Annotated in this window: 21 protein-coding genes and 1 pseudogene; 7 read left to right on the top strand and 15 right to left on the bottom strand. The window is 70.1% G+C overall.

Annotation, left to right across the window (positions count from 1 at the left end; all coding sequences use genetic code 11):
* Positions 1–14: 14 nt before the first annotated feature.
* From G5C60_RS16795 to G5C60_RS16785, 3 genes are read right to left on the bottom strand one after another with little or no spacing between them, the layout of a single operon-like run.
* A complete protein-coding gene (locus G5C60_RS16795; RefSeq protein WP_165259956.1) occupies positions 15–1,454 on the bottom strand; it encodes an NAD-dependent succinate-semialdehyde dehydrogenase in 1,440 nt (479 codons plus the stop codon).
* Complete coding sequence (locus G5C60_RS16790; protein WP_165259954.1) at positions 1,451–4,345, bottom strand: FAD-binding and (Fe-S)-binding domain-containing protein; 2,895 nt, start codon at positions 4,343–4,345, stop codon at positions 1,451–1,453. Before G5C60_RS16790 ends, G5C60_RS16795 begins: the two co-directional genes overlap by 4 nt.
* A complete protein-coding gene (locus G5C60_RS16785) occupies positions 4,342–5,610 on the bottom strand; it encodes an aspartate aminotransferase family protein (RefSeq protein WP_165259952.1) in 1,269 nt (422 codons plus the stop codon). Before G5C60_RS16785 ends, G5C60_RS16790 begins: the two co-directional genes overlap by 4 nt.
* 272 nt (positions 5,611–5,882) lie before the next feature.
* On the opposite strand from G5C60_RS16785, the gene G5C60_RS16780 reads away from it, so the two are divergent.
* Positions 5,883–7,562: a PucR family transcriptional regulator ligand-binding domain-containing protein gene (locus tag G5C60_RS16780; protein ID WP_165259950.1), complete on the top strand. Its 1,680-nt coding sequence runs from the start codon at positions 5,883–5,885 to the stop codon at positions 7,560–7,562.
* A gap of 130 nt (positions 7,563–7,692) precedes the next feature.
* Here G5C60_RS16780 and G5C60_RS16775 read toward each other — a convergent pair whose 3' ends face one another.
* The 3 genes from G5C60_RS16775 to G5C60_RS16765 form a co-directional block, all read right to left on the bottom strand.
* On the bottom strand, positions 7,693–8,160 hold the full coding sequence (locus G5C60_RS16775; protein ID WP_165259948.1) for a MarR family winged helix-turn-helix transcriptional regulator: 468 nt from the start codon (positions 8,158–8,160) through the stop codon (positions 7,693–7,695).
* Between the two features lie 127 nt (positions 8,161–8,287).
* Positions 8,288–8,626 (bottom strand): GNAT family N-acetyltransferase, encoded by a 339-nt coding sequence (locus tag G5C60_RS16770; protein ID WP_165259946.1) that lies wholly within the window; start codon positions 8,624–8,626, stop codon positions 8,288–8,290.
* A 21-nt stretch (positions 8,627–8,647) separates the two neighbouring features.
* On the bottom strand, positions 8,648–9,637 hold the full coding sequence (locus tag G5C60_RS16765) for a pirin family protein (protein WP_165259944.1): 990 nt from the start codon (positions 9,635–9,637) through the stop codon (positions 8,648–8,650).
* A 105-nt stretch (positions 9,638–9,742) separates the two neighbouring features.
* Between G5C60_RS16765 and G5C60_RS16760 the strand changes: the two genes are divergently transcribed.
* The 3 genes and pseudogenes from G5C60_RS16760 to G5C60_RS16750 all read left to right on the top strand — a co-directional run.
* Positions 9,743–10,201 carry a carboxymuconolactone decarboxylase family protein gene (locus tag G5C60_RS16760; protein ID WP_165259942.1) on the top strand — a complete coding sequence of 153 codons (459 nt, stop codon included), beginning with the start codon at positions 9,743–9,745 and terminating at the stop codon, positions 10,199–10,201.
* A 364-nt stretch (positions 10,202–10,565) separates the two neighbouring features.
* Positions 10,566–11,153: a carboxymuconolactone decarboxylase family protein gene (locus tag G5C60_RS16755; protein WP_165259940.1), complete on the top strand. Its 588-nt coding sequence runs from the start codon at positions 10,566–10,568 to the stop codon at positions 11,151–11,153.
* A 140-nt stretch (positions 11,154–11,293) separates the two neighbouring features.
* A pseudogene (locus G5C60_RS16750) lies at positions 11,294–11,587 on the top strand (LysR family transcriptional regulator); the annotation flags it as partial.
* Between the two features lie 263 nt (positions 11,588–11,850).
* Here the strand turns inward: G5C60_RS16750 and G5C60_RS16745 are convergent.
* The 7 genes from G5C60_RS16745 to G5C60_RS51140 all read right to left on the bottom strand — a co-directional run bounded on the left by G5C60_RS16745 (position 11,851) and on the right by G5C60_RS51140 (position 18,322).
* Positions 11,851–12,171: a DUF6191 domain-containing protein gene (locus G5C60_RS16745; RefSeq protein ID WP_165259938.1), complete on the bottom strand. Its 321-nt coding sequence runs from the start codon at positions 12,169–12,171 to the stop codon at positions 11,851–11,853.
* 364 nt (positions 12,172–12,535) lie between these two features.
* Entirely contained in the window at positions 12,536–14,122 is a 1,587-nt protein-coding gene (locus G5C60_RS16740; RefSeq protein ID WP_241266854.1) for a CocE/NonD family hydrolase, read from the bottom strand.
* Between the two features lie 309 nt (positions 14,123–14,431).
* Positions 14,432–15,133 (bottom strand): SDR family oxidoreductase, encoded by a 702-nt coding sequence (locus G5C60_RS16735; RefSeq protein ID WP_165259936.1) that lies wholly within the window; start codon positions 15,131–15,133, stop codon positions 14,432–14,434.
* Between the two features lie 83 nt (positions 15,134–15,216).
* Positions 15,217–15,786 carry a TetR/AcrR family transcriptional regulator gene (locus G5C60_RS16730; RefSeq protein ID WP_165259934.1) on the bottom strand — a complete coding sequence of 190 codons (570 nt, stop codon included), beginning with the start codon at positions 15,784–15,786 and terminating at the stop codon, positions 15,217–15,219.
* 68 nt (positions 15,787–15,854) lie between these two features.
* Positions 15,855–17,153 carry a DUF3533 domain-containing protein gene (locus G5C60_RS16725; RefSeq protein WP_165259932.1) on the bottom strand — a complete coding sequence of 433 codons (1,299 nt, stop codon included), beginning with the start codon at positions 17,151–17,153 and terminating at the stop codon, positions 15,855–15,857.
* Between the two features lie 202 nt (positions 17,154–17,355).
* The gene (locus G5C60_RS16720; protein ID WP_165259930.1) at positions 17,356–17,532 is read right to left on the bottom strand and encodes a hypothetical protein; all 177 of its coding nucleotides are present in this window, start codon (positions 17,530–17,532) and stop codon (positions 17,356–17,358) included.
* A 130-nt stretch (positions 17,533–17,662) separates the two neighbouring features.
* Positions 17,663–18,322 carry a TetR/AcrR family transcriptional regulator gene (locus tag G5C60_RS51140; RefSeq protein ID WP_338145840.1) on the bottom strand — a complete coding sequence of 220 codons (660 nt, stop codon included), beginning with the start codon at positions 18,320–18,322 and terminating at the stop codon, positions 17,663–17,665.
* A gap of 87 nt (positions 18,323–18,409) precedes the next feature.
* Between G5C60_RS51140 and G5C60_RS53190 the strand changes: the two genes are divergently transcribed.
* Positions 18,410–19,060, top strand: a complete 651-nt coding sequence (locus tag G5C60_RS53190) for a PEP-utilizing enzyme (RefSeq protein WP_338145839.1) — start codon at positions 18,410–18,412, stop codon at positions 19,058–19,060.
* Positions 19,057–19,974, top strand: a complete 918-nt coding sequence (locus tag G5C60_RS16710; RefSeq protein WP_206439622.1) for a hypothetical protein — start codon at positions 19,057–19,059, stop codon at positions 19,972–19,974. The genes G5C60_RS53190 and G5C60_RS16710 overlap by 4 nt, the downstream gene beginning before the upstream one ends.
* A 32-nt stretch (positions 19,975–20,006) precedes the next feature.
* Here the strand turns inward: G5C60_RS16710 and G5C60_RS16705 are convergent, their stop codons facing one another.
* Both G5C60_RS16705 and G5C60_RS16700 read right to left on the bottom strand, forming a co-directional pair.
* Positions 20,007–22,325, bottom strand: a complete 2,319-nt coding sequence (locus tag G5C60_RS16705) for a family 2 encapsulin nanocompartment cargo protein terpene cyclase (RefSeq protein WP_165259926.1) — start codon at positions 22,323–22,325, stop codon at positions 20,007–20,009.
* Positions 22,326–22,423: 98 nt separating this feature from the next.
* Positions 22,424–23,197, bottom strand: a complete 774-nt coding sequence (locus G5C60_RS16700) for a bestrophin-like domain (RefSeq protein WP_165259924.1) — start codon at positions 23,195–23,197, stop codon at positions 22,424–22,426.
* Positions 23,198–23,418: 221 nt separating this feature from the next.
* Here G5C60_RS16700 and G5C60_RS16695 point away from each other — a divergent pair.
* On the top strand, positions 23,419–23,635 hold a 217-nt coding region (locus G5C60_RS16695; RefSeq protein WP_165259922.1), incomplete at its 3' end, for a hypothetical protein.

Genomic DNA, 23,635 nt, shown 5'->3' with positions numbered 1-23,635 from the left:
ACAGGCCACCACCGTCATCCCACGGGCATCGCGAGGTACTGGTACTCCAGGAACTCGTCGATCCCGACTCGGCCGCCCTCCCGACCGAGCCCGGACTGCTTGACGCCGCCGAAGGGGGCGGCCGGGTTGGAGACGAGGCCCGTGTTGAGGCCGACCATGCCCACCTCCAGGCGTTCGCTGACCCGCAGGGCGCGGTCCAGGCCGTCCGTGAAGACGTAGCCGACCAGGCCCCACGGGGTGTCGTTGGCGCGGCGTACGACCTCGTCCTCGTCGTCGAAGGTGAGGATCGCCGCCACGGGACCGAAGATCTCCGTGTCCATCAGGCGGCTCTCGGGATCGACATCCGCGAGCACGGTCGGCGGGTAGAAGCAGCCGGGGCCCTGAGGCGTACGGCCGCCGACGAGCACCTGCGCGCCGCGCTCCACCGCGTCGGCGACCAGCTCCTCGACCTTGGCCCGCCCGGTCGCGTCGATCAGCGGGCCGACGTCGACCCCGTCCCGGGTGCCGGGACCGACCACGAGCGCGCCCATGCGCTCGGCGAGCCGCCGCCCGAACTCCTCCGCCACCGACCGGTGCACGAAGAAGCGGTTCGCGGCCGTGCACGCCTCGCCCATGTTGCGCATCTTGGCGACCATCGCGCCGTCCACGGCCTTGTCCAGGTCGGCGTCTTCAAAGACGACGAACGGCGCGTTGCCACCCAGCTCCATCGACGTACGTACGACGGTGTCGGCGCACTGCGCGAGCAGCAGCCGCCCGACCTGCGTGGAGCCGGTGAAAGAAAGCTTGCGAACCCGCCCGCCGCGAAGGAGCGGTTCGCACACTTCCCCCGCACGGGAGGTGGGGACGACGTTCAGCACGCCGTCCGGCAGCCCGGCCTCCTTGAGGATCGCGGCGAGGGCCAGGCTGGAGAGCGGGGTCTGCGGGGCCGGCTTGAGGATCATCGTGCAGCCGGCGGCGATCGCCGGGCCGATCTTGCGAGTGCCCATGGCCAGCGGGAAGTTCCACGGGGTGATCAGCAGGCAGGGACCGACCGGGCGACGGGAGAGCAGCATGCGGTTGCGGCCGTCGGGCAGAACACCGGCACCGCCGTCGATGCGTACGGCCTCCTCGGAGAACCAGCGGAAGAACTCCGCCGCGTACGCCACCTCTCCCCTGGCCTCGGCGAGCGGCTTGCCCATCTCGGCCGTCATCAAGTGAGCGAGCTCGTCGGTGCGCTCGATGATGATCTCGTAGGCGCGGCGCAGGATCTCGCTGCGCGCCCGCGGTGCCGTACGGGCCCACTCCTCCTGTGCCTGCACGGCCGCGTCCTCCGCGAGCCGGGCGTCCTTGGGGCCCGCGTCAGCGACGTGCGCGATGATCTCGCCGGTCGCCGGGTCGTCCACGGGCAGGGTGGCGCCGTCCGCGGCATCCACCCAGGCGCCGCCGATGAACAACTGCGTGAGTGTGTCGGTCATTTGGTCTCTCCTGGTTGATCGGATCGATCGGCGGCGGGGTCGAGCAGTTCCGCGAGGTGCAGGGCGCGGATGTCCCGGTCTCCGGCGAGGTGGTCGATCTGGGTGGCGCAGCTGAACCCATCGGCCACGACGACGGCCGGTGCGTCCGGGCCGACGCCGTCGAGGCGTGGCTTCAGAGCCAGTTCGGCGACGGCCATCGAGGTGTCGTAGTGCTGCTCCTCGAAGCCGAAGTTGCCGGCGAGTCCGCAGCAGCCCTCGGCCTCGTCGACCTTGCGTACGCCGAGTTTGCGCAGCAGATCGCGCGGGCGCCGGCCGGTGAAGGTGGCGTATTCGTGGCAGTGGGTCTGCAGGACGACGTTGCCCGGCAGGTCGGGAGGCGTCCAGCCGGGGGCGGCCAGGTCGGTCAGGGCGCCGGTGAGGGTGTGGACGCGGGCCGCGACGCGGCGGGCGGCGTCGGTATCGAGGAGTTCGGGTACGTCACGCTTCAACGCCGCCGCACAGCTGGGCTCGGCCACGATGACGGGGCGGTCGTCGCCGTTGTCCAGGCGGGCGACCGTACGGGCCATGATGCGGCGGGCGACGGACAGCTGGCCGGTGCTGACCCAGGTCAGTCCGCAGCACAGGTCGTCCCTGGTCGTGCAGGGGATTCCGGCGTCGGCGAGCACGCGGCTCGTGGCGCCCGCGACCTCGGGGCGGAATGCGCGTGTGAAGCTGTCGACGAAGAGCAGGGCCTTCGACTGTTCGTCGGTCTTCGTCGCGCGCAGGGCCTTGCGCAGGGCGCGGCGGGAGGCGAAGGCCGGGATGCTGCGCTTCGTGGTCACGCCTCCGAGCCGGGCGAGCGCCCTGCCGACCGGCCCGCGCAGCAGCGCGTTGACCGGCCGGGCGGCGTATCCGGCCAGGGCCGAGGTCAGGGGCAGCCAGCCCAGCGAGTAGTGGGAGCGGGGCCGGAGCCTGCCCTTGTAGTGGTGGTGCAGGAACTCCGCCTTGTACGTGGCCATGTCGACGCCGACCGGGCAGTCGCTGGAGCACGCCTTGCAGGACAGGCACAGGTCGAGGGCGTCCTTGACCTCGGTCGAGCGCCAGCCGTCCTGGACGGTCCCGCCCCGCACCATCTCCTGGAGCAGTCGTGCCCGGCCCCGCGTGGAGTGGTTCTCCTCCCCCGTCGCCCGGTAGCTGGGACACATCACACCGCCCGCGTCGCTGCGGCAACGGCCGACGCCGACACAGCGGCGCACGGCTCCCTCGAAGCCGTCCTCGTCGTGCGGGAAGGCGAAGAGGGTCTCGACGGGCACCACGACAGAGGGCGTGTGCAGGGCCAGATCGGCGTCCAGGGGAGCCGGGTCGACGATGACACCGGGGTTCAGAAGCCCCTGAGGGTCGAAGGTCTTCTTGAAGGCGCCGAACGTCCGGATCATCCGGTGGCTGTACATGACCTCAAGGAGCTCACCGCGCGCCCGCCCGTCGCCGTGCTCACCCGACAGCGTTCCGCCGTGCTCGACGACCAGAGCGGCCGCTTCGGAGAGGAACCTGCGGGTGGCGGCCCGCCCGGTGTCCGTGGCGAGATCGAAGTCGATGCGTACGTGGACACAGCCGGCGCCGAAGTGCCCGTACAGCACACCGGTGAGCCCATGGGCGGCCAGCAGGCCGCGGAAGTCCCTTAGGTAGGCGGCGAGTTGCTCCGGGGCGACCGCCGCGTCCTCCCAGCCGGGCCAGGACTCCCTGCCGTCGACGAGACGGGCGGCGAGCCCTGCCCCGTCCTCGCGGACCCGCCACAGCGAGCGCCGCTCGGCCGCGCTCTCAACGACCCGGCCGCCGGTCATCCGGCCCCGGGCCTTGAGCACGTCCAGCAGTTCGGCGGCGCGGGCGTTCACCGCTGCCTCCTCGTCGCCGTCGAGTTCGACGTACAGCCAGGCACGCCCCTCGGGCAGGCCGGTGACGGAGTCCGGCCCACGACGGGCGCGCATCGTCGCGACGATCGCCTCGTCCATGCCCTCCACCGCGGCGGGCGACCAGCGCAGGATCTCCGGCACGTCCTCGGCCGCGTCGACGACGTCGTCGTAGCCGAGGGTCAGCAGCGCCGAGGCCGGCGCGGTGGCGATCAGGCGGACCTTCGCGGCCGTCACGACCGCGCACGTGCCCTCGGTGCCTACCAGGGCGCGGGCCACGTCGAAGCCGTTCTCGGGCAGCAGGTGGTGCAGCTGGTAGCCGGAGACCTGGCGGGGGATGCGGCCCAGTTCGGTACGGATCAGCGCCAGATCGTCGCTGATCAGGCGCCGTACGTCCGCTTCGAGCCGGGCGACGCTCCGTACGGCGTCCGCGTCGCCCGGCTCGGCGGCATGCAGCCCGGAATGGTCGGCGACGGCCCGCACGCCGTCGGCCGTCACGATCTCCAGGGCCTCGATGTGGCCGCTGGTCCGCCCGTCCCGCACGGACCGATTGCCGCACGCGTCGTTGCCGATCATGCCGCCGAGGGTGCAGCGGCTGTGCGAGGAGGGGTCGGGCCCGAAGGTGAGCCCGTGCGGAGCGGTCGCGTCACGCAGCGCGTCGAGCACGACTCCGGCCTCGACGCGCGCGGTACGCGCCTGCGGGTCGATGTCCAGGATCCGGTTCAGGTAACGGGAGAACTCCAGGACGACGCCCGGTCCCACGGCGTTGCCCGCCATGCTGGTACCCCCGCCGCGCGCGGTGACCGGGACACCCGCATCGCGGCAGGCCCGCAGCACCGCGCAGACGTCGTCGGCGCTGCGGGGGAAGGCCACCGCCTGCGGCGGGACCCGGTAGTTCGAGGCGTCGTAGGCGTATGCGCCGGTCCCTCCCGCACCGGTCTCGATCCGCAGGCCGGGAGCAGTGCGGGCGAGCTCGTCGACCAGGCGCGCGAGGGAGTCCGTCATCGCTGCGACGCCCCTGCGGTACCGGCCTCCACCGCGGCCGTCCACGCCTGGAGGCCCTCGTCCACCGCCTTCTCGTCGATGACGAGAGCCGGGATCATCCGTACGGCCTGGTTCCAGGCGCCGCACAGGAGCAGGAGCAGGCCCTCGTCGATGGCGGCGCGCTGCACACGGGCGGCCGTCTCGGGGTCGGGGCTGCCGTCCTCGGTGACGAACTCGCTGGCCAGCATGAGCCCCAGGCCACGTACGTCGCCGATGCCGGGCGTACGGTCCGCGACCGCCTCCAGCCCCTGGCGCAGCCGCTTGCCCATCGCCTCCGCGTTCTCGACCAGCTTCTCGTCGCGTACGACGTCGAGGGTGGCGCAGGCCGCGGCGCAGGCGACGGCGTTGGCGCCGTACGTGCCGCCCTGCGAGCCCGGCCACGCCTTGGTCATCAGCTCTTCGGAGGCGGCGATGCCAGAGATCGGGAAGCCGCTGGCCAGGCCCTTCGCGGTGATCAGGATGTCCGGGGTGACGCCGAAGTGGTCATGGCCCCAGAACCGGCCGGTGCGTCCCACGCCGGTCTGCACCTCGTCGAGGATGAGCAGGAAGCCGTGCCGGTCCGCCCGTTCCCGCAGGCCCTCCATGAAGGCGCGGGTCGCGGGCACGTATCCGCCCTCGCCGAGCACCGGCTCGACGATGATCGCGGCCGTGTCGGCGGGCGAGGAGATCGTCTGGAGGGTGTAGTCGAGCTCCTGGAGGGCGAAGCGGGTGGCGGTGTCCTCGTCCCAGCCGTAGCGGTAGGCGCTCGGGAAGGGGGTGACGACCACGCCGCTCATCAGCGGGGAGAAGCCGGAGCGGAAACGGGTGCCGGAGGTGGTCATGGAGGCGGCGGCCACCGTACGGCCGTGGAAACCGCCGTGGCAGACAACGACGTTGGGGCGGCCGGTGGCCTGGCGGGCCAGCCGCAGCGCCGACTCGACGGCCTCGCTGCCGGAGTTGGTGAAGAACAGGCTGTCCAGGCCGGACGGCAGCACCTCGCCGAGCTTTTCGACCAGTCGCTGCAGCGGCTGGTGCATGACGGTCGTGTACTGGCCGTGGATCAGCGTGCCCACCTGCTCCTGGGCTGCCGCCACAACCCTGGGGTGGCAGTGCCCGGTGCTGGTGACGCCGATGCCGGCGGTGAAGTCGAGGTAACGGCGGCCGTCCTCGCCGTAGAGGTGGACGCCCTCGCCCCGGACCGCCGTCACGGGGGTGGCCTGGCGAAGGTGCGGCGACAGTGCGGTCATGTTCGTCTCCCGGCCGTACGTCGTGATCTGCGTGGTCTGCTTACTCCTGCATCCCGAGTATTTCCGCGGTCGGGGAGGGCTACAACGCGCGATCCGTCCGGCCGGAGCACGGTGATCGGACGTTGTGTCAACCGTGGAGCCGCCAGGCGCCGGGGCGTGCGCCGACGGACAGCTCTTGCGCAGGTCAGCGCCGCTTGCCACAGTGACCGGGCACTCCCCCGAGCGCTCGGCTCCGGTCGAGCAGGGGCCCCTACTGAGACACCGTGGACACCGTGAACGACAAGCACCCGACAGATCGTCCGCCGGCCACCGACGACCGGGACACCGCCGCGGCCGGCCGCGCGCCCACCGTCGCCGACGTCCTCGCCCTCCCCGTCATGGCCGCCGGACGACCTGAGGTGGTGACCGGTGTGACTCACCTCGACCGACCGGTGCGCTGGGTCCACATCACCGAGCTCACGGATCCCGCCTCCTTCCTCAAGGGCGGCGAACTCGTCCTGACCACCGGCATGCCCCTGCCCGAGGACCCGGCGGGCGTGCGCCGCTACGTCGACGAACTCGCCGGCGTCGAAGCCGCGGCCCTGGTCATCGAACTCGTACGGCGCTACCACCGCCCGCCCGACGCACTCGTCCAGGCCTGCCGGGCCCGCGGGCTTCCGCTGATCACCCTCGCCAAGGACGTCAACTTCCTGGAGGTCACCCAGGTCGTCCACGCACTCATCCTCGGCAGCCAGGCGGAGGCGATGCGCAGGACCCAGCGCATCCACGAGGCGTTCACCGCCCTGACGCTGCGCGGTGCGGGACCGGAGGACGTGGTGCGCGTGGCGGCGCAGCTGAGCGGCCACACGGTCGTACTGGAGAACCTGGTGCACCAGGCGCTGACGTACGAGGTCTCCGGCAGCACCCTGGAGGAGGCGCTCACCGACTGGGAACAGCGCTCCAGGGCCACGCCGACCGGTGACCACCCGGGCGTGGGCGGCCCGGAGGGCTGGCTCAGCGCACCCGTCGAGTACCGGGGCGAACGCTGGGGTCGCGTGGTCATGCTCCCGGTCCGGGCGGGCGAGCCGGCTTTCGGCCCGGAGCACATCACCGTGCTGGAGCGTACGGCGATGGCCCTGGCCGTGGCCCGTCTCATCCACCCCACGCCCTGGGAGCGCACAGCACACCGGGACGCCCTGCGGGACCTGGCCGAACAGCGCCACCACTCCCCCGAGGACGCCCGCGCCCGCTTCGCCGCGCTGGGCCTGCCCACCGAGGACAGCCGGTTCCTCGCGATCCTCATGGATCTCGGTACGGCGGACCTCCGTACATCGGACTCGGACGAGGCCGCGGTCCTGGAGGCCCGCCTCTCCCAGGAGGCGCGGACGACAGGGATCCCGGCACTCGTCGGTGAGCTGGCTCCCGGCCGTCTCGGCGTCCTCCTGGCCCTGCGCCCGGCCCAGCCCTGGCGACCAGTCGCCGAGCAGCTGAGCCGCGCCGCGCTGGACGTCGCCTCACCGGCGGTCGTGAGCGTCGGTTCGGAGGTCACGGACCTCCGCGACACCGCCCGCTCGTTCCGTGCGGCGGCCCGCGTCGCCGAGGCGACACCGCCCGGCCAGCCCCTCCCCCCGGACCGTTCCTTCCACGAACTGCCCGACATCGGACTGCGCCGCCTGTTGTACGCGTTCCGCGAGGACCCCCGCATCCAGGAGTACGCCGAACGCCGGCTCAGCCCGCTCATCGACCACGACACCCGCCACGGCACCGACCTGCTGACGACCCTGCGGCACTACCTCGACGCGGCCGGCAACAAGACCACCACCGCACGCCGCGGCGGACTGTCCCGGGAAACCGTCTACCAACGCCTGCGCACCATCGGGCGCCTGCTGGCCTGCGACCTCGAGTCCGGCGAAGAGCGCACCGAACTCCATGTGGCGCTGACGGCACTCGACATCTTGCGGAGGCGTCCGTGAACCAGATCCTGCGCCCAGGAGCTACTCCCCCAGGGGACCGCTCGGCTCACCGCTCGCCTCGCCACGGTGGCGCGGTGGCGCGGTGGCGCGGTGGCGCGGTGGCGCGGTGGCGAGCGCGCGTATCAGTTGGTCAGGACGGGTCTTCGTCCAGTTTCGCCACCACACGACTGGAGATCTCGCCCAGCATCCGCAGCTCGGCCGGCGTGACATGGTCCAGGAACAACTGCCGCACCGCCTCCACATGGAGCGGAGCCGCCGCCTCGATCGCCTCCCGCCCCGCCGGGGTGATCACCACGAACGCCCCCCGCGCGTCGTCAAGGGCTTCCTCCCGCACCACAAGACCCCGGCCGGCCATCCGCGCGATGTGATGGGACATCCGGCTCTTCTCCCACTCCAGAGCACGGCACAGGTCCTGATAACGCTGTCGCCCCTCCGGCACGTCCGTCAGATGGACCAGGACCGCGAAGTCCGGGCCCGACAGCTTTGACTCGGCCTGCAACGTACGCGACAGCCGACCCATGAGCCGCTCATGCAACCGCACAAAGCTCCGCCACGCGTGCTGCTCTTCCGGGGTCAACCACCGCACCGTCTCCTTCATGGAGACGAGTGTAAGTGGCCGTTGACGGGTCACCTGCCAGGATGCCGAGTGACCCGTCGACGCCCAGTGCGTGCGTGACAGCTGCGGCCGGCCGTACGCGCCGCCGATGTCAGCCGGCGGCGACCAGTCAGCCCAGCTGCGCCTCCAGCCACCGCACGACTTCAGGGGTCACGGGATCGGTGATGTCGGCGAACTCGTCATGCCTCTTCAGGAACTTGGCCACGTACGGGCAGGCGGGCACGATCCGCTTCCCGGAGGCACGCGTGTCGGTGAGCGCCTGCTGCACCAGCTGTGCGGCCAGGCCCTGCCCGGCGTAGGCGTCGCCGACCTCGGTATGGAAGAACACGCGCTGCGCACCGTGGTCGCGGTACTCCGTCACGCCGGCGCGCTTGCCGTCGACCACGATCTCGTACCGATGGTGTGCGTCCGCCCGCTCGACGACCGGGGCGGCGGAAGGCTGGCTCATGGGGGGCCTTTCTGAGTGAGGTCAGCGACGCGGAGGGTTGCGGCGCGGCCTGATGGTGGCGTTGGGCAGGGCGGGCGCGGGAATCCGGCCCCCGGGAAAGTCCCCGATGGTGCCGAAGCGCTCGGAGGAGGTCTCCCAGTCCTCGCGGGCCTTGACGATGTCCTGGTGCGTGCGGCCGATGAAGTTCCACCACATGACGATCTCCTCCTCGAAGGGGGTGCCGCCGAGCAGAATCGTCCGCGCCGGACCGTCCGACTCGTTCGTCAGCGTCAACGCGTCGGCACCCGGCGGGACATAGCCCAGCTCCGCCCGGTGCAGCAGGGTGTCGGCCACGCGGACGTCCCCGCTGTCCACGAGAAGGCCGTGCTCGAAGCCGGTGTCCAGGGAGAGGGCGACCGTCATACGCGGCTGGAGGACGATCTCGGCACCGAGCAGCGGCGTGAACGTCCGTACCGGAGAGACGTCACCGGCCAGCGAGCCGAGGAACACCCTGATCTCGGCCCCTTCCATCCGCACGGGCTGGGGAGCGTGGTGCTGGAAGTCCCGTTCGGCGTTGCGGTGTTCCTCCGGCAGCGCCACCCACAGCTGGACGCCGTGGACGACGGTCGTGCGCGGGGTGGAGACCTCCGAGTGGGCGATGCCGTACCCACCCGTCATGAGGTTGATCTCCCCGGGGCGTACGAAGGCGTGCGTGCCGAGTGTGTCGCGGTGCTCGACCTCCCCGCTGAACAGCCAGGTCACCGTCTGCAGTCCGGTGTGCGGATGCGGGCCCAGCGCCATGCCGCCCCTGTCGGCGACCTCGTCGGGACCGTAGTGGTCGGCGAAGCACCAGGCGCCGATCAGCGTCCTGTCCCGCTGCGGCAGCGTCCGCCGCACCGTCATCGAACGCGGCCCGCCCAGAGGTACGTCCCGCGCGGGCAGCACGTCGACCCGTGGCGCGCCGGCAGGGCGCACGTCGTCGACCGGCGACCCGCATCTCATCACTGCCGGCTCGGCTTCGACATTGCTCACCGAGACCACCTCTCATGGAACCTAGTTGTTACATCAACTATGATGCCATGCTCATAGAGCGAAGGCCACAGCAAGCAGACAACGAGCAGACAACGAGCGGGAGACATGCGGATCTTCATCGACAAACAGAGCCCCACGGCCTTCCACGCCCTGGTGCAGACATCGGCAGCGGTGCGCGCGGTCGCCGCCGAGGCGGGGCTCGACCGCACCGTCGTGGAACTGATCAACCTCCGCGTGTCGCAGATCAACGGCTGCGCCAGCTGCCTCGACACCCACACCAAGGCGGCCGTACGCGCGGGTGAGTCGGCGCGGCGGCTGGGAGTACTGGCCGCCTGGCGGGACACCGAGGTGTTCACTCCCGTGGAGCGTGCGGCCCTCGCACTGGCCGAGGCCACGGCCGACCCCACCGATGCCATCGCACAGGAATCCGCCTACGAGGCCGCCCGGCAGATACTCACCGATGACCAGATCTCCGCTGCGATCTGGGTGGCGGTCACCATCGACGCGTTCAACCGGGTCTCCATCATGAGCAAGCACCCGGTACGGGCGAATCGGAGTACGTGAGACGGTGTCTTGCTGTCCGGCGAGCCTGACTCTTCCGGGTGGGCTTCGCGCAGGCGCTGGACCGGAGTTGGCCGGCCTCACCGCGACGGCGTCGTTCTGCGGCGGATTCCTCCAGCCGCCGTTCCCGCTGTTCCCGCTGTTCCGAGGCTTCTGCGTTGTGCCGGTTACGGGGGTTGGCGGCTTCGGCCTCGTCTTTGCGTTGCCGCAGCGAGTTGTGCGCGGTGTTGGCCCTCTTGCGCCAGTGCTTCGCGTCCGGATCGTCCTTGTTCTGCGCGAACTGGCGGGACGCGTGGCCTGAAGTCCTTCAACGACATGGCTTGTCGTCGGCATTTTCGCCGGACTGCCCTTGGCGTAGCGTGGCCGCGTGTCAGAGCCGCCGCTGTCGCCCGCCGCGCCCCGCATTCCTCCGCAGCCCGCGGATGAATGGGCTGAATCCGTGCGGGAGACGTTGTCCGCCGACATCGGTTCACTGGGCCTCGGCGTGTCTTCGCTCGGTGAGGCACATGTGTTTACGACGCTTGCTCGCCATCCGGAGTTGTTCGCCGCCTGGCTTCCCTTCAGCAGCCAGTTGCTGCTTGCGGGCGATCTGCCCTTCGCTGAACGCGAGTTGGTGATCCTTCGAGTGGCGCGCAATTGCGAGTCGCCCTACGAGTGGGGCCAACACGTGAGGATCGCCGCGAAGGCCGGTCTGTCATCGGACGACATGGCGCGGGTCGCTGCGGGTCCCGACGCGCCGGGTTGGACGGAACGGCAGTCGCTGCTGCTGCGGGCCACGGACGAGTTGCACTCCGGCGCCCGGATCGGCCAGTCGACGTGGGAAGGGCTGGCCCAGCACCTGACGGAACGCCAGTTGATCGAACTGCCGATGCTGGTGGGCCACTACCATCTGCTGGCCTTCACCCTGAACTCCCTGCAGGTGCTGCCGGAAGCCGGACTGCCTCCCATGAGCTGACGGGATGTCTCGGGCAGCAGCCAGGTCCGCTTTTCCCGGACCCGGTTGTCTTCTGATCTATTCGGAGGGCCATGTCCGCCGACGCATCAGCGACTCCTACCCGGGATCCATGGATCCCGCTTCTTCGAGCTGAGCACACCCGCCGCTGGTTGCAGTTCCCGCAGGGAACCGACCCGATCTGGCAGTCGTACTGGAACGGCGGCGAGCCTCGCGAGGGTCCAGTGGTACGCGTCGTCCAGGAATGCCTGCAGGCCGTGCTGTGGAACGGCACGGTCGGCCTGGCCCCGCTCAGCCACGACCTGCCCGCAGAGCTGGCCGCGGTGCCACTGATCGACATGGCGCCAAGCCCAGTGGTGGCGGTGTGGAACGAGGGTGACACCAACCCGTTGATCCGATCGTTCGTCGAGATCGCGACAGCCGCGTATCGCGACTGAGTACCTGATAGGACTCCGTCAGCTCTTCCCGTCGGTCCTGGTCGACAGCATGTACTGCCCGCCGGTTCGAAACCGCCAGATCACGTCCTCGAACTGCTGGCGCAGCCGCTCGGGATACGGACCGTACCTGCCGATCGGCAGTTACGGCTCGACGAATTGCCACGCATCATCGGTCAGTTGTGCCCGCCTCATGCACGACGATCCACCACATGTCCTGTGACGACGAGCCCGGTGCGTGTGCCATCGATGGTCGGGCGATACTCCTACCGCTTGGAGCGCGGCATCCGTACGACCGCCATCCCTGCGGCCAGGTCCACCGTCGTCCTGTTCGGCGGGGCCCCGTCATCCTCGTTGTCCGGCATGACCAGTGACGACTGCCGCTCCTTCAGCTCGTTCTGCTTGCCTGGGGAAAGGCTCGCATGCAGTTGTTCGAATCCGGTCGCCGATATCTGCCCCTGGTGTGCGCTGTTCCGCCACGGCAGCACTCCGGCCCGCCCCGCTCGCAACAGCAGCTGGTCGACGAAGGCCAGCAGGGTCAGCGCGATGACCAGCCCGGGCAGGGTCATGAAGAAGATGAATTGCATGTCCCCAGTATCCGGGCCGCAGCCTGCGGACAGCACCCTGCGACGGCACATGCTCAAGGTTCCTTGCCACGGGACGCCACACCGTCACGTTGCGTCAACCCGCGGGCGATCAGCGCCCCCGCGACACGGTCCGGCCTCCGTGTCGAGTTCGCGGAAGTCATCGTCCGCGTCGAGGTCACCAGTGCGGGATTGTTCCCGAAGCGTGCTGCGGCCTGGGGCAGGATCGCCTCGGGCCAGATGACGTCGTCCTGTGGATCTCCCTTGTTTACTGTCAGGCCGGGACCACGGGCAGGACGATGTGGGAGGGGCGGGCGGCGTCGTGGAAGACCTGCTGCCGGGCCACTCGGGCCGTGGTCGCGCTCTCCTACGGCTCACCGGTGTTGAGATTGCGGTCCCAGCGCGGGAAGTTGCTGGAGGTGACCTGGACCCGTATCCGGTGCCCCGCCCGGAAGACGATGCTGGTCGACCACAGGTCCACGACGTGCTCGGCTGCCTCGCCCGGTGTCGCCGCGCGCACCCGCACGATGCCGTCGGTCACATTGCGGGAGACACCGTTCTCGTCGACGTCGCACAGGCGGGCCACCCAGTCGGTCGAGGGTCCGTCCGTGGCCGCGAAGAGCACCGCCCGGACGCGGCCGGTCACTTCTACGTCCTCGGTGAGCGGTTCGGTGGTGAAGACCAGGACGTCCTCGCGCGCCTCCACGGCCGTCTGGTCGAGCGGCCCGGGACGGAAGTCGTCGGTCATGAGGAGTGCGCCGCCGGTGGTGGGCACCGGGTCCATCGGGTTGTAGGTGAACTCCTCGGCCTGCTCGGCGGTGGACGGCGGCTCCTGCGTCAGGCGTCCGTCCGCGCGCAGGTGGAAGTCGGTGTCCACGGCCTGCGACAGGGGCCATTCCGTTTCCTCGCGCCACTGGTTGATGCCCATGACGAACAGCAGCACCTTGCCCGTGTCCGGCTCCAGAGCCGCACCGTCGCCTTCGCCGAGGGTGCGCGCGAACCAGTCGAACTGCATGTCGTGCACACGTCCCCGCATGCCCATGAACTCGGAGTGCGCGGCGAACCCGAAGTTGACGTCACCGACCACGTGCTGCCAGTTGGTGTGGGCCCACGGGCCCATGACCAGCGTGGCGGACCGGCCCGCGCGGCGCATGGCGGTGAAGTTGTCGAGCGTGCCCTGGCTGAAGATGTCGTACCAGCCGCCGAGTTGGAAGGTGGGCAGGTCGACCTCATCGTGCCGGCCCGCGACGCGGCAGGACCGTGCCCACTCCGGTTCCCGCCGGGAACGCTCGTACCCCACCTCGGGCAGGTCGTGCCGGGCGAACGCGGGAAACCGCCCGGCGGGCAGCTCGCCGTAGCCACCGCTCGCCAGGCCGTCCACATCCTGTACGAGCCCGGTGATGCTGCTCACGAGTCCGTCGAGGTCGGTGCGGTGACGGCGCATCAGGGTGTCGGCGCCCTGCATGAGCGACCACGGCACGGTGATGCCGAGCTCGATCGCACCGCCGCGCGAGAACAGCCCGTCGTCCGGATCGGACCACGTGATCAACGGGGCGATCGCCTTCAGCTCCGGCGGCTTCGACAGCGCCGCCATCCACTGGGTGTTGCCGAGGTAGCTGCCGCCGATCATGCCGACGGAGCCGTTGGAGCCGGGCAGGGCGGCGGCCCACCGTACGGTGTCGTAACCGTCGCTCTCCTCGTACGTCCACGGCTCCCACTCCCCGTCGGAGGCGAACCGGCCCCGGGTGTCCTGGAGGACGACCATGAAGCCGCGCCTAACCGCCGCCAGGGGATCGAGTCGGACGGCCATCATGGGCGTCTGCTTGCCGTACGGCAGCCGGCTCAGCAGCACCGGCCACGGGCCGGTACCGCCGGGCCGGTAGACATCCGCGCGCAGCACCGTGCCGTCACGCATCTCCGCCGGGACATCGAACTCGATCTGGATCTCCGCCATGTGCTGCTCCTTTGCCTGCCACGACGTCATGCGGACGACATGGTGGAGTCGATCTCCATCAGGCACCACACCCAAACGGGTGTGGCAGCGGCGGTCTCGGAGCGATCACGCCGCCGACTTCAAGCCGATTTCAACGGGGATCCGCCCGCTTGCCCGGCTACCCGGCTACCCGGCTACCCGGGGTAGCGCGAGCGGGCCGCGATGAGGCTGGGCATGTTTCGGTATACGGCCCCGGCAAAGGTACGGCCTGGCAGTGAGGGTGGTGACGCCTGTGGCCCGCGGTCGACGGCCCTCGATCCGTCCTCGGTCCTACTTCGACAGCTGGGGGTACAGCCCTGCCAAGTCTCCGGCCAGGCCCAACTTGACCTCGCGCGAGACGTCGTCGGCGAGCACCTCGTGCGCTCCCGCCTCGATGCCGTCGAGGGCGAGTGCGGCGACGTCACGAGGGTCGGACTTGGGTGCGTCGACGCCGGTCGCCAAGTCCGTGTCCACGTACCCCACGTGCAGTCCGGTGACAGTGATGCCGCGCGGCTGCAGTTCCAGGCGCAGGGAGTTGGTCTGCGACCACAGGGCGGCCTTGGAGGCGCTGTAGGAGCCGCCGAGGGCCAACCAGGAGAGTACGGAGTGCACGTTGAGGATGTGGCCTCCGCCGTTGCGCTCGATGACCGGCACGAAGGCCCGGGCGACCAGGAGCGGGCCGTAGAAGTTGGTCTCGAACTCCCGGCGTACGTCGTCGACCGGGGACTCGAGGAAGGACGCGCCGACCGCGGCGCCGGCGTTGTTGATCAGTACGGTGACGTCTTCCGCCTGTGCGACGGCGGCCGCCACGGAAGCCGGGTCGGTAACTTCCAGCGCCACCGGGACGGCGTCGGGATGCGTCACGCTGCGCGGGTCGCGGGCCGTGGCGTACACCTTGCCTGCGCCGCGCGCATAGAGCTCTTCCACCAGGGCCTTGCCTATCCCGCGGCTGCCGCCGGTGACGAAGATGTTTGCGCCCTGTAGTGCGGTCATGACTGCCTCCACCATGAGAAACTGATCGGTTTCCACCACAGTAAACCGATCAGTTTCCATGCGCAAGTCCAGACGACGATGCGTCAGCGCATGCCTGCCGCATCGAGCAGGGTGGTCACCGTGGGCGCGATGAGCCCTGTCAGCTTGTCGGCCCCGATCCCCGCGCGGGCGCTGGCGCCGTCGAAGACCAGGCTGAGCTGGCGGGCCAGCAGGTCCGGATCGCTCGCCTCGCCCTGTTCGGCCTCGGCACGGAAAAAGGCCGTCAGACTCTCTTTGACCCGGTGCGCCACCCGACTCGCGGGATGCCCCTGGTCCTTGAGCTCGATCTGCACAGCCAGGTACGGGCAGCCTCGGAACTCGGGCCCACCCGCCTGCGATTCCACCTGCTCGAAGACGTGCAGGATCCGCTCGCGGGGCGAACGGCCATCACCCGCCGCAGGCAGGAACCGGACCGCGTAGGAATCGGCTTGTCGCTCCAGACTCGCCGCCAGCAGTTCGTCCTTGCTCTCGAACAGCTGGTACATCGAACGCTTGGACACTCCCGCCGCCCTGCACAACGCCTCGACGCCGATACTGACGCCCTCGCGGTAGGCGAGCGTGGCCGCTGCATCCAGCAGCCGCTCTCGGGAGGTCGGCTTCGCCTGTGTGGTCATAATGCGAGGCTAACTCGGTTTTCCCGAAATTGAAACCGATCGGTTTACCGGTGGCGGCGACGTGTCCACTACACCGCGACGGCAGTCCCCTCGGGCTTCTTCTCGGTCGGGATGCGGTGCAGTCCCTTGCGGTCGTACCAGCCCGTCACGCCGAACCCGAACAGTGCGGCCGCCGCGAGACCGACGGCCATCATCACCCAGCCCCGGGCCAGACCCGCGTCGGCCTGCGCGTCGTAGTACAGGATCGAGCGGAGACCGCCGGTGAGCTGCCGCAGCGGCTCGAACTCCGCGAGGAAGCGGTAGAAGCCGGGCAGCGCCTCGATCGGCGTGGTGGCACCGGCCGTCGGCACCGCCATCCCGATATAGACCAGCGTGGCCACCAGCATGCCGGGCGTGCCGAAGACGGCAAGGAGGGAGAGCGCACCGATCCCGGAGACCGCGATGGCGGCCACCGAGTACAGCCACAGCAGCGGCAGGTGCGAGGCGTCCATCCCCATGATGCCGACCGCGCCCGCCATGACCAGGGTGCCCATCAGCAGGGACAGACCGGCCATCAGAGTGCTGCTGATGGCGAGGGTCTGCACCCGGGTGGCCCGGATGAGCGGGCGGTGCAGGCGCAGCGGACCCATGTCGTTGTGGGTGTAGCCGAGGGCGTGGTCCACCTGGCCGCTGATGACGTTGGCGGAGAGCATGCCGCAGACCACCAGGACGAGGGCGTAGTAGAACGCCGTCAGGCCCAGGCCGCTGTGCGAGTCGAGCGGATGTCCGTCCTTGACCGTGACGGTGGCCGGATCGGCGAGCAGGACGCGCGCGGCGGCGGGCTGCTTCGCCTGCCCGGTCCCACCCTGCACGGTCAGTTGCCTGCCCACCTGGAGCGAGGCGTTCTCGGCCGCCTGCGTCGTCGCCGCCCGAGCCAGATTGGATCCCATGCTGCCGGCGGACTGGTTGGTCAGCACCGTCAGCGTCGGGCGGGCCGGGGTCCCGGTGGCCGAGGTGTCGGCCAGTGCGGTAACAGAGGAGGTGAAGTCGGCAGGGACGACGAGCGCGCCGAACAGCTTCCCCTCGCCGAGTTCCTCCTTCACCTCCTTCTCGTCCATCACCTTCCAGTCGATCTTGTCCCCGCCTGCGGTGGACTTCCTGATCGACTCGGCAATCTGCGCCCCAAGGTCGGCCTGCTTGCCATCGACGGCGGCCCCCTTGTCGGCGTTGACCAGACCGACGGGCAGCTTCTTCATGTGATCGACGGGATCGATGCTGGCGCCGACATAGAACACGGTGAACAACAGCGCCAGGACCCCCGTGATGACACCGTTGGCGATCCACAGGGGTTTCGCGCGCAGGACGCGGAAGGGGTGAATTTGGTGCACGGCTTGCTCCGATCTCGACACACGACTGCATCAGGAGAAGACCGGACGGCACCGTTGCAGGCCGAGCTCCGCCGTCAAGTCCCGAACGGCATCGAATTGACTCCACCCGCGATGCCGACGACGTCCTCGGATCGCGGTCACGGCTCCCCCAAGGCGAAACCGATCGGTTTCAGTCGCATCGTAAACGGATCGGTTTCCCAGGTCAAAGTCGAGACGGCTCCCGAAGACCCAAGCGCGGACCCGCCGCCACCATAGGCAGGGGCAGCAGGCCGACCGCGCCGTTGCCGACGACGGCGACCGTCGGTGGATTGATCCGCTGCGCGCGGCGCAGCGGTTCGGGATTCCCCGACCACAGGTCCTTGACCTGCGAAACCAGCACCCAAGCCTTCTGCCCGGACCGCCCCTCCTGCCCGGCGCCTCTCCCGCCGGGCCGTCGTTGCGCCACGCCTCGGCGTGCCGCGCCTCGGTGCGCCGCGCCTCGGTGCGCCGCCCCCTCGATGTACCGGCGGTCAGCTGCTCTTGCCCCGCGGGGATCCGGGACCGCCCACCGCGCTGGCGCGGAGCATGGCCTGGTAGAGGGCATCGTGCCCGGCCGGGTCCGGCAGGGGGCCGTGGGAGGGAGCCTTGAGGGACTGGATCAGCAGGGCGACGACGCGGCGCCAGGCGTCGGGCGTCGCGTCGCCAGTGGCGTTGACGACCCCGGCGTTGGCCATGTGGATCAGAACCAGGTCCGAGGGGTCGAAGTCCTCGCGCAGCCGGCCCGTCGCCTTGGCGCGGCCGATGAGCTCGACCATGCCCTCGTACGCCTCTTTCCGGCGCCGCTCCACAGCCTTGGCGGTCGGGAAAGTCATGGCCAGGAGGTCGGCGAAGCCGTAGTCGGCGGCCTGCATCGCGCAGGCGGTCTCGATGTAGCCTACGAACCCGCGCCAGGGGTCGGGGTCGTCGAGGCCTGCGGAAACGGCATTTGCGAAGGCGTCCATCCGGTCGAAGAAGACGGCGTCGACCAGCTCGTCCTTGCTCGGGAAGCGACGGAACATGGTGGCGATGCCCACCCCGGCCTCACGGGCCACGGAGGCCATCGAGGCGCCCAGACCGTCACGCGCGAACACCGTTCGCGCGGCAGCGATCGCAGGCGGGGCCTGAGCGACGAGCAGCTCATCGAACGCCACCCGGTTCTGCTGGCCCTGCTGCCTCCGACGCTCGGCGACCGCCCGCCGCTGCCCCAGCAAACCGGGTGGACCACGGCACCGCGCGGGGTGGGCGCGCTGCCCGTACGGGAAGGACTGCGGCTGCGCATCCGCTGGGTGCAGGAAATGCAGGCGCAGATGGTGCGGGAACTCGCCCAGCGCGTCGACGCCGGTGAGTGCGGGTTCGGACCCTCCCGTCTGGTGCTGCTGCGCTGGGACGAACTGGTCAAGGCTGCGGACGGCGGCGGACTGCCGGCCGATCTCGCCGAGCGGCTGCCCCGGCCGGACACCGGTCCGCTGCCCGCCGTCTTCCGTCTGGCGGAGGGCCGACCGGTCGCCCAACTCCCGCCCGGACACCGGGCCTTGGGCGAGGCGCAGGGTGCCGGTGGCGGCTTCGGCACGGCCTGGGACGGCCACGGCGAGCGCCCCGAGCAGCCCGTGCTCGTGGTCCGCTCCCTCGACCCCGCCCTGGCACCGCTGCTGCCGGGCCTGGCCGGACTCGTCGCGGAGACCGGCAGTGCCCTGTCCCACCTCGCCGTGCTGGCCCGCGAATACCGGGTGCCCACCGCGGTCGGCGTACCGAAGGCGGTCGACCGCTTCCCCTCCGGAACGCCGCTGACCGTGGACGGCGGGACAGGCGAGGTCACCGTGGGAGACATGGCCGACACCTCCGGCGCGGCGCCGGAACCCACATCGATACCTGAGGAGTCGGCGGCATGAAGGCCATCAGACTGGTCGGCTACACCTTCGGCGGACTGTCCGCCGCCTACGCCGGCTACTACACCGTGCTCTACCTGACCCGCTGGGAATGGCAGCGAGCCCTGATCTCCGCCGCCCTGCTCATCGTCATCGAGGTCTTCCTCGCCACCGTCCTGCTGTTCACCCGCCTGACCCGCCTCGAGGACCGGCTGGAGCAGTCCGACGCCCGCGTCGAGGAGGTGCGCAAGCGCCTCGAACAGACCCGTGACCCGGTGCCGAACCACTTCAACTGGCTTGCCGCCGTGGACCGGACGGAGCTGAACGGCACCCACCGGACGTTCGTCTTCGTCCCCGTACTCATGGTGGCCGGCGCGGCGCTCTCCGGGCTCGCCCTGGTCATCCAGAAGGTGGCCGGAGCCACCACGCGACCGGGCGCGGAGCGCCGGCTGGCCGGACGCCTCGCTTCCCTGACCGCCCCGCCGCTCACCGCGACCGCTCCCTTGGAGAGCCGCCCGCCCCTACCGCCTGCCCGCACCGGCCGCAAGGCGCTCGCCGCCGCGGCGGCCGTCGGCGGGCTGCTCCTGGTGCCCTTGCTGTGGTCCGCCCTGGCGGACGCGACCCAGACCCGGACCGAGCAGGCCCCGGACGCGGCAAGCACCACCATGGTCTTCCGCGTCGAGACGTACGGCGACCAGAGCGCCCAGGCCGTCCAGCTCGCCGCGACCGACCTGTGGGAGACCTGCCGCCGCTCCACCCCGGCCGCCAACGACAACGCCACACTGAACCGCATGAACGACGGCGTCTACACCGGCGTCATCCGCCCCGCCCTGCCGTCGCACGACGTGATGCGCCTGCGCGGTTGCCTTCAGGACGCCAACACCAACCGCACCAGCGCCGTCGTCCTGGGCGAAGGACAGGCCGAACGCGACAGCTGAATGTTCCGTCATGAGCCGAGTGCCAGGCGCTCTCAGGCGCGGCCCCGTCCGCGGGACGGTGGTCCGCCGGCGACAGGAGTGCGGAAGCGTGCGAACGCCGGGACACGAGCCGCTGATGTGCCGAGACCGGTGGGACCGGTGGGCAGGCTGGTTCCCCTGCCCACCGGGCGGCGCAGCTCGGCCTCCTCGTATCTGTGGCACTGCCGGTGCCAGATGAGGATTCCGGCTAGCCAGTGCTTGAGCTCCTGTACGTACCCGGTGAGCGTGGCCCGTGCGTCGGAGTCGAGATCCAGCTCGTCGAACATCTCCGGCAGCTCGGTGGACACCACGCGTTCGAACTCCCGCATCCGTGAGGTCATCAGATCGGCGACGATGCCGAGCGCTTCGGTGAGGCCGCAGTCGAAGAAGTCCTGGACGACGAGGACGGCGTTGTGGATCTCACCCTCGAACTCGATCTCCTTCTGGTACGAGTGCAGGTCGTTGATCAGGGCCGCGTAGTCCGCCGCCGAGTTCTGCATCGCCTGGACGGGACGGCTTCGGTACGCCTCCGGCGGTACCGTGCGCCGGTGGGACAGGCGGCACAGACTCATCGTGAGGTCCGCCCCGAAGGTCTTGCGCCGCATCTCGATGTAGTCGACCGGGTCGGGGATGCGGTTCTCCGCCGCGTTGCACAGTTCCCACACCCAACTGCCGGTCATGTCCTCGATGGTGTCGCGGAACGCGCGGCGTGCGGCGGTCGTCATCGGGCCCGCCGTACGGGACCACAGGTCCGCGAGCCCGCGTTCCAGCGCGTTCGCCGGAGTGGGAACCGCCGTGGAGTCCACCGGCATGAACGCGGACAGCCGCTCGTTGCACAGCTTGGCGCCGGTGATGTCGGACCTGGGCCGGAACACGGCGGGGTAGTAGTCGTCGCCGTACGTTCCCCAGGTGAGCCACTGCGACGTCAGGTCCAGCTCCTCGGGGGACGCGTCCGGATGGATGCCCGCCGCGCACAGGGCGAAGTCGAAGGCCCGCAGCTTGTGTTCGTCCCAGAGGCCGGGACCGGGCACGCCGGGCAGCGGTTCCAGCATGCCCATCGTGCGGGCCCAGCCGACGACGTGCTCGCGTGAGCCGTCCAGATGAGGGCTCAGCTGTGTGGTGAACGGCATGTACAGCTCGGGGACGGGCACCGGCCCGACCCGCTGGAACGGCACATGCGCGTGGCTGCGCAGCCGCTTCGGCATCGTCGCCGCCACCGAGGCCGTGATGCGGGCCGCGGAGGTGCCCAGACCGGTCGGACCGTGCAGGACACCCGCCAGGCCGCCCGGGATGGCTGATGCGCCCTCCGTGACCGATGAGCCTGCGGCCGCTGAGCCCCCGGCCGCGCCGTTCATATAGCGGCTGGAGCGCATGTGCCATTCGTGGCCGCCGGCCTGCCAGTCCTGGAGTCCCTTGACGTAGGCCAGGACGTCGGCGCAGGACTGCGGGGGCAGGCCGTGCTCGGCGAACAGCGGTGCCAGCTCGGTCAGCGCGGTGTGCTCGAACTGCTGGAGCCGAGAGGTGAGCAGCTCGTTGACGGCGTCGGCGGCCTGCTGGGTGTCGCAGCCCAGGAACCGTTCGAAGACCAGCACGCCGTTGGCGAGTTCGCCCTCGTCCTCGGTCTCTCGCTGGTAGGAGAACAGGTCGTTCCGCAGGTGCACCGCGTCGGAGAAGGTGTCGCGGAGCACGAGCATGGGACGGCTGGCCGCGATCGGCTCCGGCACCTCGGCGCCCGCGGCGTACTCGACGAGACCCGCGGACCAGGGGGCACCGCCCACCTTGCGCCGCATCTCGATGTACTCCAGCGGATTGGCGACACGGCCGTCGGAGATGTTTCGCAGCTCCCACAGGGATTCCTCGAGCAGGGCTTTGGTGCTCGTCGCGAACCGGCGGCGCCAGTCCTGGGACATGGCCGGCACGGTGCGGGCCCACAGGTCGGCCAGGCCGCGCTCGACCGCGCTTTCCGGCTCCGCGGGCGTACCCCCGGGCTCCATCGGCATGAAGGCCGGCAACCGGTCGAGGTAGGCGCGGGCTCCGGGAAGGTCCTGGCTGCGCTTGAAACGCCGCAGGAAGTCGTCGTCGAAGAAGAACACCCACACGTACCACTCGGTGACCAAGGACAGCTCGGCGGCCGGGGCATCGGGATGGGTGTACGAGCACAACAGGGCGTAGTCGTGGGAGTCGAAGTCACTGCTGTCCCAGACCTCCGATCCCTCGATCATCCCCATCCTGCGGGCCCAGGTCTTGGAGTCCTTCCGCACCGTCTCCAGGTGAGGGCTGAGCCGTGCCGGGTACGGCTCGTAGAACTCCGGAAGCTTGAAGGGCTGTGACATGGTCTGCCTCTCGTTCCTCTCTGTGGAGGTGCTGCTTTCCGGATGCGTCGCTCTTTCGCACGACGGGCTGTCCGGAACGGCGTCGCCGCCGACGGCGGTCAGGGTGCGGCTGAGTCGACGGCGGGGAAGAGGTCGAGGAAGGGACCGACCGCCGTGCCGGCGTCCCGGCTGAAGGGGGAGTCGAATTCCCAGACCAAGAAGAGCAGGAAGGCGATCAGGGCGCTGAACAGGCCGGCGAGCAGCAACTCCGGTGGAGAGCTGCGGATCTGCAGGGTGAAGATCATGCCGATCGTCACCAGCGCCCCCGCGATGAGACCGAACCAGACCACGCCCGGCATCGCCCCACCCGCGCTGTCGCCCCGCGAACCCCGGGCGTCATCGGCAACGGCGACCTGGTCGACCATCGGCTGGTAGGCCCGGTCCTCCTGGTCGGTCCGCGGTTCGTAGCCCGCGACGTCCTTGCGTACCTGCTTGAACAGTTCGGTTCCCCGGTCGGACAGTTCGCCGTGATCGGCCATGACCTGCCACTCCTCGTCGACCACGTGGTGCACGTAGGCGTCGATGTCCTTCTTGATGCGGTCCCGTACGGCCGCCGGGTACGCCTGAGCACGCTCGTTGACCTCGTGCAGGGCCTGGGCCTCGACGCGTACGCTGTCCTGCGCGGCACTGCGAGCCTCCCAGCCACCGGCGATGGCCAGTCCGAGCACGATCGCGTAGACAACACCGATCATCATGGTCATGTACTCGATGACGTCGGGGGTCTCGCTGGGATCGTCGTCGTCACCGATACGCCGGTGCCTGAACACGGTGATGGCCACAACCACCACGCAGGCCGAGGCCATCACCAGAACCAGGACCAGCCATTGCGACATGGAGCCTCCGTAAAGCGGCAGGGTCGGTGGAACTTTGGGACTTTGGGGCTTTGGGGCTTTGGGGGTTTGGGACTTGCAGTCGGGGCCTGGTCCGGTCGCTGCGTCTCAATCCGTGGCGGTGGTGAGGGGGCGCGACCCGGGTGGGCGTCTAACGGCCGGACCCGCCGCCCCGGGACGAGGAACGTGTGCGCAGGGCCGCCGCGGCCAGTACCGCCGGAGCCATGAGGAGCAGGGCCAGGGTCATCAACGGCATCCCGTCGCGTTTCGCTCTGCGCGGCGGGGCCTGGTACGCCCGGTGCGTGACGGGCTGCGGGGTCTGCGCCGCCCGCTTCAACACTTTCGGCTTCCGGCTCGGCGTACCGGCCGCCTTCGAGGGGTGCGGCCGGGTCGGCACGGGAAGCGCGGTCTGCGGAGCTGTGACCCTCGGTGAAGAGGGCG

It is taken from the genome of Streptomyces scabichelini (assembly GCF_011045015.1).
GTDB lineage: Bacteria > Actinomycetota > Actinomycetes > Streptomycetales > Streptomycetaceae > Streptomyces > Streptomyces scabichelini.
This window is presented reverse-complemented; position numbering and strand designations above follow the sequence as displayed.